The sequence below is a fragment of the Streptomyces sp. NPDC017520 genome, assembly GCF_044329855.1.
Classification (GTDB): domain Bacteria; phylum Actinomycetota; class Actinomycetes; order Streptomycetales; family Streptomycetaceae; genus Streptomyces.
Map to the genome: position 1 here is coordinate 81,027 of NZ_JBIRKB010000002.1, position 15,330 is coordinate 96,356.

At 74.1% G+C, this 15,330-nt stretch carries 13 protein-coding genes; 8 read left to right on the forward strand and 5 right to left on the reverse strand.

Features of this window, described 5'->3' with window-relative positions; translation table 11 throughout:
- Positions 1 to 182 precede the first annotated feature (182 nt).
- The 5 genes from ACH4KB_RS04455 to ACH4KB_RS04475 all read left to right on the forward strand — a co-directional run bounded on the left by ACH4KB_RS04455 (position 183) and on the right by ACH4KB_RS04475 (position 6,205).
- Positions 183 to 1,154, forward strand: a complete 972-nt coding sequence (locus tag ACH4KB_RS04455; RefSeq protein WP_398064626.1) for a hypothetical protein — start codon at positions 183 to 185, stop codon at positions 1,152 to 1,154.
- Complete coding sequence (locus ACH4KB_RS04460; protein WP_398063491.1) at positions 1,151 to 2,428, forward strand: sensor histidine kinase; 1,278 nt, start codon at positions 1,151 to 1,153, stop codon at positions 2,426 to 2,428. Before ACH4KB_RS04455 ends, ACH4KB_RS04460 begins: the two co-directional genes overlap by 4 nt.
- Positions 2,425 to 3,087, forward strand: coding sequence for a response regulator (locus ACH4KB_RS04465; RefSeq protein ID WP_398063493.1), 663 nt, complete (start codon positions 2,425 to 2,427; stop codon positions 3,085 to 3,087). The genes ACH4KB_RS04460 and ACH4KB_RS04465 overlap by 4 nt, the downstream gene beginning before the upstream one ends.
- Before the next feature lie 102 nt (positions 3,088 to 3,189).
- Positions 3,190 to 4,641: a peptidoglycan D,D-transpeptidase FtsI family protein gene (locus ACH4KB_RS04470; RefSeq protein WP_398063495.1), complete on the forward strand. Its 1,452-nt coding sequence runs from the start codon at positions 3,190 to 3,192 to the stop codon at positions 4,639 to 4,641.
- 187 nt (positions 4,642 to 4,828) lie between these two features.
- Positions 4,829 to 6,205 carry an MFS transporter gene (locus ACH4KB_RS04475; RefSeq protein ID WP_398063497.1) on the forward strand — a complete coding sequence of 459 codons (1,377 nt, stop codon included), beginning with the start codon at positions 4,829 to 4,831 and terminating at the stop codon, positions 6,203 to 6,205.
- Here the strand turns inward: ACH4KB_RS04475 and ACH4KB_RS04480 are convergent.
- Positions 6,191 to 7,366: a hypothetical protein gene (locus ACH4KB_RS04480; protein ID WP_398063499.1), complete on the reverse strand. Its 1,176-nt coding sequence runs from the start codon at positions 7,364 to 7,366 to the stop codon at positions 6,191 to 6,193. The two genes, ACH4KB_RS04475 and ACH4KB_RS04480, sit on opposite strands and share 15 nt — an antisense overlap.
- Entirely contained in the window at positions 7,363 to 8,367 is a 1,005-nt protein-coding gene (locus ACH4KB_RS04485) for a 5-dehydro-4-deoxyglucarate dehydratase (protein WP_398063501.1), read from the reverse strand. Before ACH4KB_RS04485 ends, ACH4KB_RS04480 begins: the two co-directional genes overlap by 4 nt.
- A gap of 209 nt (positions 8,368 to 8,576) precedes the next feature.
- Here ACH4KB_RS04485 and ACH4KB_RS04490 point away from each other — a divergent pair, with 209 nt between their 5' ends.
- From ACH4KB_RS04490 to ACH4KB_RS04500, 3 genes are all read left to right on the forward strand, one after another.
- On the forward strand, positions 8,577 to 9,386 hold the full coding sequence (locus ACH4KB_RS04490; protein ID WP_398063503.1) for an NAD-dependent epimerase/dehydratase family protein: 810 nt from the start codon (positions 8,577 to 8,579) through the stop codon (positions 9,384 to 9,386).
- Between the two features lie 132 nt (positions 9,387 to 9,518).
- On the forward strand, positions 9,519 to 9,740 hold the full coding sequence (locus ACH4KB_RS04495; protein WP_398063505.1) for a hypothetical protein: 222 nt from the start codon (positions 9,519 to 9,521) through the stop codon (positions 9,738 to 9,740).
- 75 nt (positions 9,741 to 9,815) lie between these two features.
- Entirely contained in the window at positions 9,816 to 11,054 is a 1,239-nt protein-coding gene (locus tag ACH4KB_RS04500) for a TerD family protein (RefSeq protein WP_398063507.1), read from the forward strand.
- 108 nt (positions 11,055 to 11,162) lie between these two features.
- Here the strand turns inward: ACH4KB_RS04500 and ACH4KB_RS04505 are convergent, their stop codons facing one another.
- The 3 genes from ACH4KB_RS04505 to ACH4KB_RS04515 form a co-directional block, all read right to left on the reverse strand.
- The gene (locus tag ACH4KB_RS04505) at positions 11,163 to 11,387 is read right to left on the reverse strand and encodes a hypothetical protein (protein WP_032752687.1); all 225 of its coding nucleotides are present in this window, start codon (positions 11,385 to 11,387) and stop codon (positions 11,163 to 11,165) included.
- 85 nt (positions 11,388 to 11,472) lie between these two features.
- Positions 11,473 to 13,062 carry a TROVE domain-containing protein gene (locus ACH4KB_RS04510; protein ID WP_398063509.1) on the reverse strand — a complete coding sequence of 530 codons (1,590 nt, stop codon included), beginning with the start codon at positions 13,060 to 13,062 and terminating at the stop codon, positions 11,473 to 11,475.
- A gap of 720 nt (positions 13,063 to 13,782) precedes the next feature.
- Positions 13,783 to 15,264: a hypothetical protein gene (locus tag ACH4KB_RS04515; RefSeq protein WP_398063511.1), complete on the reverse strand. Its 1,482-nt coding sequence runs from the start codon at positions 15,262 to 15,264 to the stop codon at positions 13,783 to 13,785.
- Positions 15,265 to 15,330: the final 66 nt, after the last annotated feature.

The following is a 15,330-nucleotide window of genomic DNA, read 5'->3' on the forward strand; positions in this document are numbered from 1 at the left end:
TGAGCCGGCCTCCCCAGGCACCCACCCCGCCCCGCCGCACCGTTCCGGGCCCTGGGACGCCACCACACCGCGCCGAGGCGGCCTCCGAGGCGCCCTCGTACCGCGCCGAGGCGGCCTCGTACCGGGTCGCACCGTCCTCGTACCGCGTCGGCCGGGCGCGGTCCTTGCTCCGGGTGGTCGCCATGGTGGCCTGTCTGCCCTACATCGGGCTCAAGGTGACCTGGATGGCGGGCAGTCGGCTCGGCATCCCGGAGGGCAGCGCGCTGCTGGAGGGCGGCACCGGGCTGCGCGTCGTCAACGGGGCCACGGTGCTGATGGACTGCGCCGTCATCGTCCTCGCGCTGCTGCTCACCCGGCCCTGGGGCAAGCGGGTGCCCGCCTGGCTGCTGGTGGCGCCGATGTGGGTGGCGAGCGGTCTGCTGCTGCCGATCATGACGGCCTTCCCGCTCCAAATGGTCGTCCGGCTCCTCGGCGGCGGCGTCGGCCGGCCGGTCGGCGAGGGGAGCTCCGAGCCGTTCCTGGACCCGTGGGTCTTCGGCGTCGTCTACGGCGGCTTCATCGTCCAGGGCCTCGCCCTCGGCATCCTCTTCGCGCTGTACGCCAGGGAGCGCTGGGGCCGCCTGTGGCAGGGGCGGCTGCGGGATCTGCCGACCAGTCCGACCGGGCCCGCCCTGCGCGCGACCGCCGTCGCCGCCGCTTCGGCGGCTCTCTTTCCCGGCGTCACGCACCTGTTGTGGGTCAGCGGTTCCACCGCCGGGCTCCACGCCGGCCGGGCGGCGGACCGGACCAGCGACTTCTACGTCCTGGAAGCCGTCAACCTGCTCTTCGTCGTGGTCACCGTCGTCGGGGTGCTCCTGCTCGCCTTCCGCCGCACCGGGCGTCTCTCCCTGCGGCTGCCGCTCGTCCTGGCCTGGGCCGGCTCGGCGGAGATGGCCTGCTGGGGTGGCTGGTTGACCGTCGCGGAGTTGCTCGGCGCGGGCGAAGCGGCGGACCGGCCGACGACGGCGACGGTGTTGACCTACGCTGTCCAGATGCTGACCGGGGCGCTCGTCGTGACGCTGGGCGCCTATTTCCTCGCGGAGCGCTCGGCGGCTTCCGCGCGGCCCACCGACGTCGGCGTCGCCGACCCGGCCGACGCCGACCGGGTGTCATGAGGCCGCTCTCCGTGGTGTTCGGACGGCGGGTGCGGCTGCGCTGGCTGCATCTGATCATCGGCGGCGCGCTGCTGATGCCGTACTTCCTGGTCGGCACGGTGCTCGTCGGCATGACGGGGGGCGGGGAGGCGTTGTTCACCTCTCTGCCCGCCCAGTTCGCCGCGTTCGCCATCGCCCTGCCGATCGCGGCGGCCACCGGTTTCTTCCCGCTCGTCCGGCCGCTGTCCGTGGCCGCCGTCCGCGCCCTGTGCGGGGTGCCGCCCGCCCTGCTGGCCGACGGCCCCGCCCGGACCCGGCAGGCCCGGGTGCGTACCGCCGGCTGGTACACCCTGCATCTGGCGCTCGGCGGGATCGTCAGCGGCAGCACCCTGGCACTGCCGCCGTTCGCGGTGGCGGTCGCCGCGCTGCCGTTCTCCGCCGGGCTGCGCTCCACCTGGCTGCTCAACGGGCCCGAGGCGCTGCGGGGGCCGTGGGCCCTGGCCCTCGCCCCGTTCGCCGGGCTCGCGATGCTGGTGGCGCTGGCGCTGGTCGCGGGCGCGGCCGGGGAGTTGCTGGCCCGGCGGGCCCCGGTGCTGCTGGGGCCGACGCCCGAGGACCGGCTGGCCACCGCCGAACGCCGGGCGGCGGATCTGGCGGTGCGCAACCGGCTCGCCCGGGAGCTGCACGACTCGGTGGGGCACGCGTTGAGTGCGGTGACCCTTCAGGCGGGGGCGGCGCGCCGGGTCCTGGACCGCGATCCGGAGTTCGTCCGGGAGGCGCTGACCGCCATCGAGGAGACGACGCGGCGGACGGTCGGGGAGCTGGACTCGGTGCTGGGGCTGCTGCGGCAGGACGGGGAGCCGGACGACGAGGGCACGGTGTACGGGCCGGGGCTCGACGCGCTCGACGGGCTGCTGGCGCACTGCGGGGTGCCGGTGGCGTACGAGCGGCAGGGCGATCCGGACAGGCTGGACCTGGCGGTCTCGCGGGAGGCGTACCGGATCGTCCAGGAGGGGCTGAGCAACGCGTCGCGGCACGGCGGGGACGCGTCCCCGGTGCGGCTGCTGATCGCCGTACGGGAGAGGGAGTTGGAGATCGTGATGGAGAATCCACTGGGCGAGCGGCCCGCCGTGGCGCGCCCCGGGGGCGGTCGCGGACTGCGCGGCATAGCGGAGCGGGCCGTCCTGCTGGGCGGCCGGACCGAGGCGGGGGCGGACGCCGGCGTCTGGCGGCTGACCGCCCTGCTGCCGCTGACGGTGCCGGGTACGGCCGGGCGCAAGGGGGGACGGCGATGAGCGGGGCTCCGGTGCGGGTGGTGCTGGCGGACGACGAGCGGATGGTGCGTACGGCGCTGCGCGTGATCCTGGAAGCCGAGGAGGGCATCGAGGTCGTCGGGGAGGCCGCCACCGGTGCGGAGGCCGTCTCCGTGGTGCGGGCGCTGCGGCCCGACGTGGTGCTGATGGACGTGCGGATGCCGGAGATCGACGGCATCCGGGCCACGGAGCAGATCCTCGCCACGCTGGAGGACCCGCCGAGGATCGTCGTCGTGACGACCTTCGAGAACGACGCGTACGTGTACGAGGCCCTGCGCGCCGGGGCGGCCGGGTTCCTGCTGAAGCGGGCGGCCGCCGAGGAGCTGGTGCAGGCGGTGCGGCTGGTGGCGTACAGCGGCTCGCTCCTCTTTCCGTCGGCGGTGCGCACGCTGGCCTCCGAGCACGCCGGCCGGCGGGCGGGCGGGGCTCCGCCGTGGGTGGCGAGGCTGACCGGGCGGGAGGCGGACGTGCTGCGGCTGATGGCGGCGGGGCTGACCAACGCGGAGATCGCGGGGCGGCTCTCGGTGGGCCCGGCGACGGCGAAGACGCATGTGGCGGCGGTCCTCGCGAAGACCGGCGCCCGGGACCGCACCCAGGCGGTCATCGCGGCGTACGAGTCCGGTTTCATCACCCCGGGCTGAGCCGCCGGCCGGGCTCCGGGGCACGGCGGGCCGTCTGAGAAATCAGTGAGAAGGGGCAGGGACGGGAACGGCCGGAACGCGCCCGCTCGTCCCTCCAGTGGGATGAACAAGACAATCAGGCGCGCTTCGGTCTTCTGTCTGCTCATGGTGCTCGCCCTGCTGGTGCGGGCGACGTGGGTGCAGGGCTACCAGGCCAAGGCGCTCGCGGACGACGAGCACAACCGGCGGAACACCATCGCGCAGTACGCGCAGCCGCTCGGGGACATCATCGTGGCCGGTTCGCCGGTCACCGGATCGAAGGGGACCAGTGGCGGCGACCTCCGGTACAAGCGCACGTACCCCCAGGGCGAGCTGTACGCGCCCGTTACCGGCTACAGCTCGCAGGCGTACGGGGCCAACCAGCTCGAAGGCATCTACAGCGCCGTCCTGGACGGCACGGACGACCGGCTGAAGGACCCGAAGGACCTGCTCACCGGAGGGCAGGCCGACCCCGGCAACGTGCTGACGACGATCGACCCGGACGTCCAGAAGGCGGCCTACGAGGCGCTCGGCGACACCAAGGGCGCGGCGGTGGCCATCGACCCGGGGACCGGCCGGATCCTCGGCATGGTCTCCACCCCCTCCTACGACCCCTCGACGATCAGCGGGACGACGGACCAGGACGCCTGGCAGGCCCTGCTGGACGACCCGGACAAGCCGCTGGTCAACCGGGCGATGCGGCAGCCGCTGCCGCCGGGCTCCACGTTCAAGCTGGTGGTCGCGGCGGCCGCGCTGGAGAACGGGCTGTACGGCTCGGTCGACGAGCGCACCGAGAGCCCCGACCCGTACACCCTGCCCGGCACCACCACCGTGCTCCCCAACGAGAACAAGTCCGCCCCCTGCGAGAACGCGACCCTGCGCACCGCGCTCCAGTACTCCTGCAACAACGTCTTCGCGAAGGCCGCCGCCGACCTCGGCCAGGACGAGGTCAAGGAGATGGCGGACGCGTTCGGGTTCGACACCGAGAAGCTGGACGTCCCCGTACGGGCGGCGAAGAGCGTCTACCCGACCGGTATGGACAAGGCCCAGACGGCGCTGACGGGGATCGGCCAGTTCGAGGTCACCGCGACCCCGCTCCAGATGGCCATGGTCACCTCGGCCCTCGCCAACGGCGGTGAGCTGGCCGCGCCGCACATGGTCTCCCGGGTGACCGACGGAGACGGCACGGTGCTGGAGGAGACCGCCGACGGCGACACCGAGCGGGTGGTGAAGGAGTCGACCGCCGAGCAGCTGCGGAGCGCGATGGTGACGGTCGTCGAGGAGGGCACCGGCACCAACGCCCGGATTCCCGGGGCCGAGGTGGGCGGCAAGACGGGCACCGCGCAGCACGGCGTGGACAACAGCAGCACCCCGTACGCCTGGTTCACCTCCTACGCGAAGGACCGCGACAGCGGCAAGGAGGTCGCCGTCGCGGTGATCGTGGAGGACTCGGGGGCGGCGCGCTCCGAGATCAGCGGCAACGGGCTGGCCGCGCCGATCGCGCAGAAGACGATGCGGGCGGCGCTGGAGGGGTGACGCCGGTCCCTCTCGTGCGGCTCCGGGCGATCCCGGGGCCACGCTTTCGCCCGCTTCCTCACCGGCGCTGTGCCCCGGACGCGCCCTAAGGCATCCGCCCGATGCCGCCGCGCCGCCTTACTCCGCAGCATGAGCCGCACGGCCCGCACGGACGGGTCGCGGAGCACGAGGCGGAGGGCGGGGCGGCATGGGCGGTCCGGCGGTGGTGCGGGTCCTGCGGGACCCGACGGCGGGGCGGTATCTGGCGGGGGTGGTCGTCTCCGGGTTCGGTACGTCCGCGATGTGGCTCACGGCGGGGATCTGGGTCAAGTCGCTGACCGGGTCGGACAGTCTGGCGGCGCTGACGGTGTGCGCGATGTGGGCCCCGGTGCTGGCCGGGCCCGCGCTCGGCGCGCTCGCGGACCGGGTGGACCGGAAGAAGCTGCTGGTCCGGGTCAACCTGGCGATGGCCGCACTGCTGGTCACGCTGGTGCTGGTGGACTCGGGCCGCACCGTCTGGCTGGTCTTCGTGGTGCTGGTCCTCTACGGGGCGAGCGGCGTCCTGCTCGACGCGGCGGAGTCGGCGCTCGTCGCGGGGACCGTGCACGCCGCGCTGCTGGCGGACTTCAACGGGCTGCGGACGACGGCCAACGAGGGCATGAAGCTGGTCGCCCCGCTGGCGGGCGCCGGGCTGTACGCGCGGTTCGGCGGCCCGGCCGTGGCGCTGCTGGACGCGGCGACGTGCGCCCTGGCCGCCCTGATCTTCGCCCGGCTCCGGGTACGGGAGGCTCCGCGGCCCCCGGTGGGGGCGTGGCGCGGGGAACTCCTCGCCGGGCTGCGGCGGATACGCGCCTCGGCCGTGCTGCGCCCGCTGGTGACGGCGGGGGCGGCGACGATGCTGCTGGCGGGGGTCAACGGGGCCGTGACGTTCGGTTACGTCGATGACGTGCTGGGCCGGGCGCCGGAGTACGCGGGGGTCCTGTACGCGGTGCAGGGCGCCGGTTCCGTGGCGGTGGGGCTGCTGGCGGGGCCGCTGCTGCGCCGGCTGCCGGAGCGGGTCTTCGCGGCGGCGGGGATGGCGTTGTTCGCGCTGGCCGTGGGCGCGCGGACGCTCCCGCACGACGGGGTGGCCCTGGCGGCGAGCGCGGCGATCGGCTTCGGCCTGCCGTGCGTGCTGATCGCGACGATGACCGCGGTGCAGCGGGAGACGCCGGACGCGGTGCTGGGGCGGACGGCGGCGACGGCGGGCTCGCTGATGACGGCGCCCAACGCGGTGGCCCTGGCGGTGGGGGCGGGGCTCGTCGCGGTGGTGGACGTGAGGGTGCTGACAGCTACCGCCGGGGCGGCGGGGCTGCTGGCCGCGGCCCTGCTGGCGGCGGGGGCGGTGCGGCGCGGCACCGCCACCGCGCCGACATCCGCCGCCACGTCGACACCCGGCCCCGCGTCGACATCCGCCCCTGCGCCGGCGTCCCGCCCCGGAGAGGAGTCCCGGCCCGGAGAGGAGCCCCGGCCCGGCGAGGAGCCCCGGCCCGGAGGGGAGCCCCGGCCCGCAGGGGACTCCGGCCCCGCCTCACCCCAGCCGTGAGAGCGCGGCGGCGACCGCCTCCAGGTCCGGCCCCGAGGCGAGCCCCGCGTGGTACAGGCGCAGTTGGTCCGCGCCGAGCGAGGCTGCGTGGGCCGCGTCGCGCTCCAGGGTGCGTGGGCTGCCGCCCATCCCGGTGACGATCCCGAAGTTGGCGGCGCGCAGGCCTCCCCGGCCGGCGAACGGGCCGAGGACCGCTTCACGGGCGCTGTCGGGTCCGGTGCAGGGCAGCACCACGCCGTCGGCCACGGCCAGGATGTGGTCGGCGTCGACGCCGGCGTTGGCCCCGGTGCGGTACGGGACGGGGTCGGCGTGCAGCAGCACCTGGAAGCCGGGCGGGGCCGCGTCCCGTACCGCCGCGACGGCCGCCTCCTGGAACGTGCGGGCGACCCGGCCACGCCACCGCAGTGCGGCCTCCGCGAGCTCGGGTCCGAGCAGCTTTCCGATGCCGTCCCGGCCGGACTCCGGGGAGCCGGCGCCGGACCAGGCCGGTTCCAGGGCACGGCGGACGGCGGCGGACAGGTCGCCGGGATCGGCGCCCGCCTCCCCGTACCCCGCGCGGCACACCGGGCAGAAGCACAGCGACATCAGGTACTGCGCGGCCTCGCCGAGGCCCACGCCGGCGACCTTGTCGTGGGCGTGCAGATGGGCGAAGCCGTACCAGCCGCAGGACTCCAGCTCGGTCCCGTGCGTGCCGGGCCGGGCGGCGGCCTCGGCCGCCAGGTCCACGAGGTACGCGCGCACCGCGGGGCGGGCGATGCAGGGGGCCCAGGGGTAGCGGTCCCCGTAGGCGTTGACCACCGAGGTGTCCGGGTGCTCCGCCCCGAGCCGCGAGCTGTGGGCGAGCACCACCCAGCTGTGCACCTCCAGACCGGCGGCGGCCAGCGCGCCCGCGGCCTCCCCGTACGGATCGTCGCCGGCCGTCCAGCTCTGGCGGTACGGGGCGAGGGCCCGCCCCGCCCAGCGGGCCGGGTCCGGCGGATAGAGGACGGCGGCGTGCTCGGCGGTGACGACGCGGTGGGCGGGGTGGCGGGGGGTCAGGGCCCGGGTGGAGTGGTAGGCGGAGGCCAGGGTGACCTGGCGGACGCCGAGGTCCGCGATCCGGGCGGCGGCGTCCGGGTCCCCGACGACGTCCCACGGGTAGAGGAACGCGCCCGCCTTCACGCCCGGCCCCCCGCCCGGCCCGCCGGGGAGCCGTGTCCCTGGTTGGCGCGCTCCTGGGAGGCGCGCTCCTCCAGCAGGGCGCGGCCACTCGCGATGATCCCGATGAGGTCCTTGACGTGTGCGGCGGGCGGTTCGGTGAGCGGGGTGCGTACCTCGCCGACGTCCAGGCCCTGGAGCCGGACTCCGGCCTTGACCAGGGAGACGGCGTACCCGTGGCCCTTGGCGCGCAGTTCGACGAGCGGCCGGTAGAAGTGGTCGAGGAGCCCGTCGACCAGCGCGTCGTCGCCGGCGTCCAGGGCCCGGTAGAAGGCGAGGGCGATGTCCGGGGCGAAGGCGAAGACGGCGGAGGAGTAGAGGGTGACGCCGATGCCCCGGTAGGCGGGGCCGGTGAGTTCGGCGGTGGGCAGTCCGTTGAAGTAGAGGAAGTCGCCGTCGGGCCGGTGGGTGCGGACCGCGCTGACGATGCGCTGCATGAGGTCGAGGTCGCCGTGGCCGTCCTTGAGCCCGATGATGCCGGGGGTGCGTGCGAGGGCGACGACCGTCTCGGGGGTGAAGATCGCGTTGTCGCGCTGGTAGACGATCGTCTCCAGGCCGGTGGCCGCGGCGAGCGCCGCGTAGTGGTTCAGCAGCCCTTCCTGGCCGGCGACGACGAGGTAGGGCGGCATGGCGAGGAGCCCGTCCGCGCCGGCCTCCTCGGCGGCCCGCGCGTACTGGACGGCGAGCGCCGTGCCGTAGCCGGCCCCCGCGAGGACGGGGAGCTGCCCGGCGCTCTCCTCGACGGCGGCGGCGACCGCGAGGCGGAACTCCTCGGGGGCCAGCGCGTGGAACTCGCCCGTACCGCAGCAGGCGAAGACCGCGGCGGCTCCGGCGTCGATCCCGGCGCGCACATGGGCGCGGAAGACGGCGAGGTCGAGGGTGCCGTCCGGCCCGAACGCGGTCACGGGGAAGAAGAGCGGCCCGGCGACTTCGCTGAGCCGGGCGGCAAGGGGGGCTGAGGTCACGGGCGCTCCCTGAACAGATGCAGGCGTGCACAATTCTGATCGGTGTCCATATTTATGAACATCACAACGCTAAGGCAGCCTCCGATGGCAGGTCAAGACGGATGCGGGCTCTTGACGCACCTCGCCTCACCTCCCTATTTTGTCCACGCATGTGAATGTCAGCCAGGATTGCGCACAGCGCCCGCGTACGCCCCCGAGGAGACCCCCGTATGACCGCTCCCCGTACCGTCCTGCTCACCGGCGCCGCCGGCGGCCTCGGCACCCTGATGCGGGGGCTGCTGCCCGCGTACGGATACGACCTGCGGCTCCTCGACCTGGTCCCGGTGGAGGGCGCGCCCGAGGCGATCACCGCCGACCTGAACGACCGGGAGGCGCTGCGCGAGGCCGTGCGCGGGGTGGACGCGGTCCTCCACCTGGCGGGCATCTCGCTGGAGTCCACGTTCGACAAGATCCTCCGCGCCAACATCCAGGGCACGCACCACCTCTACGAGGCGGCCCGCGAGGAGGGCGTCCGGCGTATCGTGTCCGCCTCCTCCAACCACGTCATCGGTCACACCCCGCGCCCGGCTCCTGGCGATCCGCCGATCTCCCTGGACGCCCCACGCCGCCCCGACACCTTCTACGGGCTCTCGAAGTGCTTCGGCGAGGACCTGGCCCAGCTCTACTGGGACCGGCACGGGCTGGAGACGGTCTCGGTGCGCATCGGGTCCTGCTTCCCCGAGCCCACCTCGGTGCGGATGCTGTCGGTCTGGATGAGCCCCGGCGACGGGGCACGGCTGTTCCACGCGGCCCTCACCGCCGAGGACGTCGGGCACTCCGTCGTCTACGGCTCCTCCGCCAACACCCGCCTGTGGTGGGACCTGGCGCCGGCGCGGGCGCTGGGCTACCGGCCGCTGGACGACTCGGAGCCGTACGCGGCGAAGCTCGTCGCCGAGCAGGGCGAGCTGGACCCGGACAACCCGGCACACACCCGCGTGGGCGGCCACTTCGCGACCGACCCGCCGATCTGGCCGCACTGAGCCGCCGGACGGCGGCAGCGGAACCGGGTGGCGGCGCGGACCGGGCGGCGGCAGCGGACCCGGACGGCGGCGGGGACCGGGCGGCGGAAATCGGGGCGACGGGGGCGCGGCGGGGCGGGCAGGATACGGGCCATGCCGAGACCTTCCGGATTCCAGTACGAACAGCACGGCGACCAGCGCGTCACCATCACCCACCACGGCCGCCCCGCGGGCACCCTGCGCGGCGGCCGGGCGGAGAAGTTCCTGGCCGAGGTGGGCTCGGGCGACGCCCAGCTGGTGATGGCGCGCTGGACCGGTGCGTACAAGCACGGCAACGAGCGCACCGCCCGCGACCACCCGCGCAACCGCCGCTGAGAGCCCTCCGACGACCGTCCTCCGGACGGCCGAAGGTAAGGGAACGGCAAAGCCGGGTCGTTCGTTACCCCGTGCATGACCGCAATGACCCCCGGCTCGAACATCCCTCTCTCCGCCGCCCGCGTGGCGGTGGACGTCGCCGCTCCGGTGCGGCTCGACGTCTCGGGCCTGCTGCTCACCGCCGACGGCAAGGTGCGTTCCGACGACGACTTCATCTTCTACAACCAGCCCTCGGGCCCCGGCGTGACCTACCGCTCCGGCGGGGGCTCCGCGCCCGACGCGATCGTGGTGGACACCTCGGCCGTCCCGCCGGGCATCGAGAAGATCGTCGTCACCGCGAGCCCCGACGCCGCGGGCCAGACCTTCCAGGGCGTCGAGCCCACCGCCACCGTGCGCAACGCGGACGACGGCAGCGCGCTCGCCACCTTCACCCCGCCGCAGCTGGGCGCGGAAACGGCGCTCGTGGTCATCGAGGTCTACCTGCGCAACGGGGCCTGGAAGGCCCGCGCGGTCGGACAGGGTTACGCGAACGGGCTGGCCGGGATCGCCACGGACTTCGGCGTCTCGGTCGAGGAGCCCGCTCCCCCGGTCGCCCCTCCGGCTCCTACGCCCCCCGCGCCGGTCGCCGCCGCCCCGGTCGCTCCGGTCGCCGCACCCGTCGACCCGCGGATCGCCCCGGCCGCCCCGGCGGCCCCGCCCGCTCCCCCGGCGGCCCCTGCGGCGCCCGCGGGCTCCGGGAAGATCAACCTGGACAAGGGCCGGGTCAACCTCCAGAAGAACCAGACCGTGTCCCTCGTCAAGGGCGGCGCACCGCTGCTCTCGCGGGTCAGGATGGGCCTGGGCTGGGAGCCCGCGTTCCGCGGCAAGGACATCGACCTGGACGCGTCGGTGATCGCCTACGGCCCCAACCGCAACCACCTGGACAGCTGCTACTTCGGCAAGCTGACCATCCTGAACGGGGCGATCAAGCACTCCGGCGACAACCTCACCGGTGAGGGCGCGGGCGACGACGAGGTGATCATGGTGGACCTCGGCCGGATCCCCGCCGAGGCGACCGGCCTGGTCTTCACGGTGAACTCGTTCACCGGCCAGAAGTTCAACGAGGTGGCCAAGGCCTACTGCCGGCTGATCGACGACGCGTCCGGCGAGGAGCTGGTCCGCTTCGACCTCACCGGCGCCGAGCCGCAGACCGGCGTGATGATGGCCAAGCTCATCAAGCAGTTCACCGGCGAGTGGGAGATGACGGGGATGGGCGAGTTCGTGAAGTCGCGCACCGTACGGGGCATGGTGAAGCCCGCCGCCAAGTCCCTGTAGCCGCCGTGGGCCCTCTCCGGAGGGCCGCAACGGAGTCCGGGGCGCCTGAAGTGATTCAGGCGCCCCGGATCCGGAGAAGGCGGACGCTGCTCGTGCTTGTTCCGCGTCTCAGAGCTTGGTCAACTTGGAGTACGGGCTCAGGATCCTTCCCTGTCGCCCCGAGAAGTCGATGAGGACCGCATCGTTGTCGCCCTCGACAGCAAGAATCCTGCCGAGCCCGAACTGGTCGTGCGACACCCTGTCGCCCACATCGAAGCATTCGACCGGTGGGGCCTCCTGGGCCGGGCGGTTGAAGGGACTGGAAGGCAGGTGACGCCGGGCTGACTGTTTCATTAAGTCGAGTATGCGCCCTGCGAAGGTCCTACGCCATGCCCGTCGGTGCCCGAGGCCCCAGACGTGCCGGATTCGTAATCAGCGCTCACCACGGCCAGTCAGCGCTTCCTCCCGCCTCCAGCAGCGGAACCATGCGGAACGCCGCGTCGGAAAGACCCCCGAACGTGTGGCGGTTTCCCTCGCCGGACGGGGCGTGGCCGAGCCGGTATCCGGCCAGATTCCAGGTGTAGACGGGCACCCTGTCCGGAACGCTTCGGGTCGCGTCGCCACGGCGCGTGTACGCGACCTGCTCGTCGGTGACGATGAGTACCCGGTCGTGGTCCCGGTAGTGCCGTCGCACCGCTTCCTCCGTGTTCGTGCCGCCCAGGTTCCCGAAGCGGTCCAGGACCCGGAGCACGGACTCGCCCCTGCGGAAGGCCACCGGCGCGCTGCCCGTGCCGAACTGCACCAGGTCCGCGTCGGCGGAGCGCAGCGCCAGCGCCGCGCCGAAGACGGCCGCGGCGTCGGCCCGGTTCAGCCGGGAGCGCTCGGAGAGCGGCGCGCCCATCGACCCGGAGCGGTCGACCAGGACCAGGGTGCGGCCCGGCAGCGCGGGGACCTGGCGCAGCGAGTGTCCGAGGGCCTGTTCCAGCGGGTGGGCCCAGCGGAGCGAGGGCGCGTGCCGGTACGCGGCGAGGTAGCGGAAGGGGAACTGACCCGACGCGGCGACCGCTTCCGGGTCGCTGATCCGGACCGCGGCGGTCGCCGCGACCTCGTCCCGCACCCCGGCCTCGTCGAAGTTGCGGAGGTTCCGGACGAGCGCCATCGTCCCCATCGACGGGATCACCGCCTCCCAGGCCGCCGCGTCCATCGGGCCCTGAAGCCAGCCCGCCAGCGCTTCCCAGGTCATCCCCGCCTCGGCCAGCCGCTCCGCGCCGCCGGGTCCGGTGACGACGGTGCGACGCTCGGCGACCGGCAGTTCCATCAGCTCCCGGTGGGCGCTCAGGGTGCGGTCGGCGGCGGGCGGCACGGCGGTCTCCGGCCGGTGCCGGCGGTCCAGCGCGTACCGGAACAGCTCGCCCTGCCAGGGCTTGGCGGGGTCGGGCGCGGCGTGCACCAGATTGAGTACGTCGCCGAAGCGGTAGCCCTTGGACGCGGTGTCGTACTTCAGCAGAGCCCGCCCGGTGTAGAGGCGGCGCACGGCGTCGGCGATGCCCCGCTTCACGGGCTGGGGCAGGGCTCGCCCGTGGCGGGAGGTCCAGTAGCCGAGCAGTTCGCCCGGCTCGTCGGCCCGGAGCAGAACGGAGTCGATGACCTGACGGTTGGTGGGTCCTTCGGCGCAGCCTGCCGTCAGCCGCGCCTGCACGTACTCCGCGCCGCCGACCAGCGAGGCGGTCCGCATCCGCCCGTCGCGGCGCAGCCAGTGGAGCAGCCCGGCGGTCCAGGTGGGGTCCTCCACGGCGAGGCGGCGCACGAGCGCGGCGAACCGGTCGTCGCGCTGGTCCCCGCCCTCGTAATAGGTGTCCTGGGCCACGAAGTTGGCGACGGCGAGCAGGAAGAGCTCGGAGCGGGCGTCGCGCGCGTGCCCGGCGCCGCCCTGGTGGTTGGGCGCGAGCGCACCAGTCGTCGCGACGGGCGAGGTGGGCACGGAACGGGTGGTCCGGGACCTGTGGGTACGGAAGTTGAAGCGGGCCATGAGAAGAATTCCCCCGAATTCCTGGGGAAGGGCGCGGCGGCGGAACGGGGTGCCCGAGATCAGGAGTCGGCGACGGCACAGTCAGATGCTCCAACCGACTGAGCTACCGGCCGAAGCCGGGCGGGACTCGAACCCGCGACCCTCTGAACCAGAAGTACCCGTCGCCTGCGCACCGGGCACCCCGGCGCTCGCGCCTCCCGAGATCACCAGTGGCTGCGGCACATTTCGGGAAAGGAAGGAGCCGCCACCTTCGCACCGGGAGGTGCATGTCCATGACCTTAGGGAACGGCCCGGCCGCACGCGAAGGATTTTCGGCGGCCCCGACCCCGGCCGCTGCCCCCGCCGCTGCCCCGGGCCCCTGCCCCTGCCCCGACCGCTGTCCCGTCCCGGGGAGAGCGGGACGGAGCCCCGGCCCGACAGCACAGGGGGACGCGGTGCGCGGCGCTGGACCGGGGCACGACGGAGGTCCGGCGGCCCGCCGTGCTGGACCGGTCGGTGCTGCTGGCCGACGAGGACGGTGGGAACATCCGGTGCGTCGACGCGGTCAGCGATGAACTCCGGTGTCCTGCTCGGCGTCGGTGGCGCCCTGCACTACAACCACACGTCCGCCCCGGTGCGGGGCTCCTGAGGCCGCAGGGCGCCGACATCTGCCTTGTAAGAGCAGCGCTCCAGACCTGAGCTACGCTCCGGGCCCGGCCCCGGCCCCGGCGTCCGGGCCCCTCAGCCGCCCGCGCGCGAGCGGGCCTTGAACGCGGCCTTGCGGGCGTCCTTGGCCGCCTTCTTGTCGCTGTGCAGCCGGCCCATGGCCTCCAGCACATCGGCGGTGGCCGGGTGGTCGACGCGCCAGACCTCGTCGAAGAAGCCGCTGTGCTGCGCGGAGAGCCCCTCGATCAGGCCCTGAAGCTCGTCCAGCTCGCCGTCCGCGTCCAGCTGGGCGGCGATCGTGTCGATGGCCAGCCAGAAGATCATGTCCTCCGGCGGGGCGGGCACGTCGGCCGCGCCGCGCTCCGCGAGCCAGACGCGGGCCAGGCCGCCCAGCTCCGGGTCGCCGAGCACCGCGCGTACGGCGGGCTCCGCCCCGGGGCCGGCCAGGGCGAGGGCCTGCTGGCAGTGGAGGCGGCGCAGCGGCGCGCCCTCGTCCGTTCCGCGCGCGGCGGCCAGCAGCTCGGCCGCCGGGGCCGCCGCGCCCTCCGCGTCGTATCCCGCGAGCCAGAGCTTGACCTCGGCGCGGGCGGCGGGCTCCGGGTAGTGGGCGATGCCGTCGAGGAGGACGTCGGCGCCCTTGCCGGCGAGGTCGCCGACCGCGGGGGCGTCCACCCCGGCCTCCAGCATCCGGGCCCGGATGCCGTACAGGCCGAGGGGGGTGAGCTTGACCATGCCGTACCGGGTCACGTCCTCGTCGTCGGCCCCGGCGGCGGAGGCGTCAGCGGCTTCGCCCTCCTCGACCAGCAACGCCTCGTCGACCGGGCGGTATTCAACGATCCCGATGGGTTCGAGGAGCCGGAACTGGTCGTCGAGGCGCATCATCGCCTCGGACACCTGCTCCAGGACGTCGTCGGTGGGCTCGCCCATGTCGTCGGGGACGATCATCGACGCGGCGAGGGCGGGCAACGGGACGGGTCCTTCGCCCGCGCCGTTGTCCGCGAGGGTGAGCAGGTAGAGGTTGCCGAGGACACCGTCGAGGAACTCCGCCTCGGCCTCCGGGTCCCAGTCCAGGGCGTCGAAATCGATCGAGCCGTCCTCGCCGACGAGGTCCGCGAAGTCGTCCAGGACGGGCGCGGTGGCGTCGGCGTGCACGGCGTCGAGACCGTCGAGCCAGATGGACAGGACGTCCTGCGGGGAACCGCCGGTGAGCAGGGCCAGGTTCTCGCCCGTGGTGACGGTGCCCTCGCCCCCCGCACCCTCGTCGTCCTCGCCCTCCCCGGGGTCGGTGACGTCGAGGAGGCCGGTGTCCACGGCGAGCCGCCAGGCCTCGCTGGCATACGCGGCGCCGTCCTCGTCGGCCGGGAGGGCGAGGTGCTCGGCGGCTGCGGGAAGCTGGTCCTCGGCCAGTTCGCCGCCGGCCCCGACCCGGGTGTCCGGGCCCGCCCAGCGGGCGAGTTCGACGGCGCGGACGAACAGCGGAGCGGCGAGCGCGTCCCGTGCCAGTTCGGCCTCGGTGTTCAGCCGCACCGGCGGCAGGGAAGGGCGCTCTGCGGACATCGGGGGTTCTCCTCGGTGCGTGCTCGGGGCGTACGGAGTGCGTACGCGGTTCAGCCGCCCAAGCCT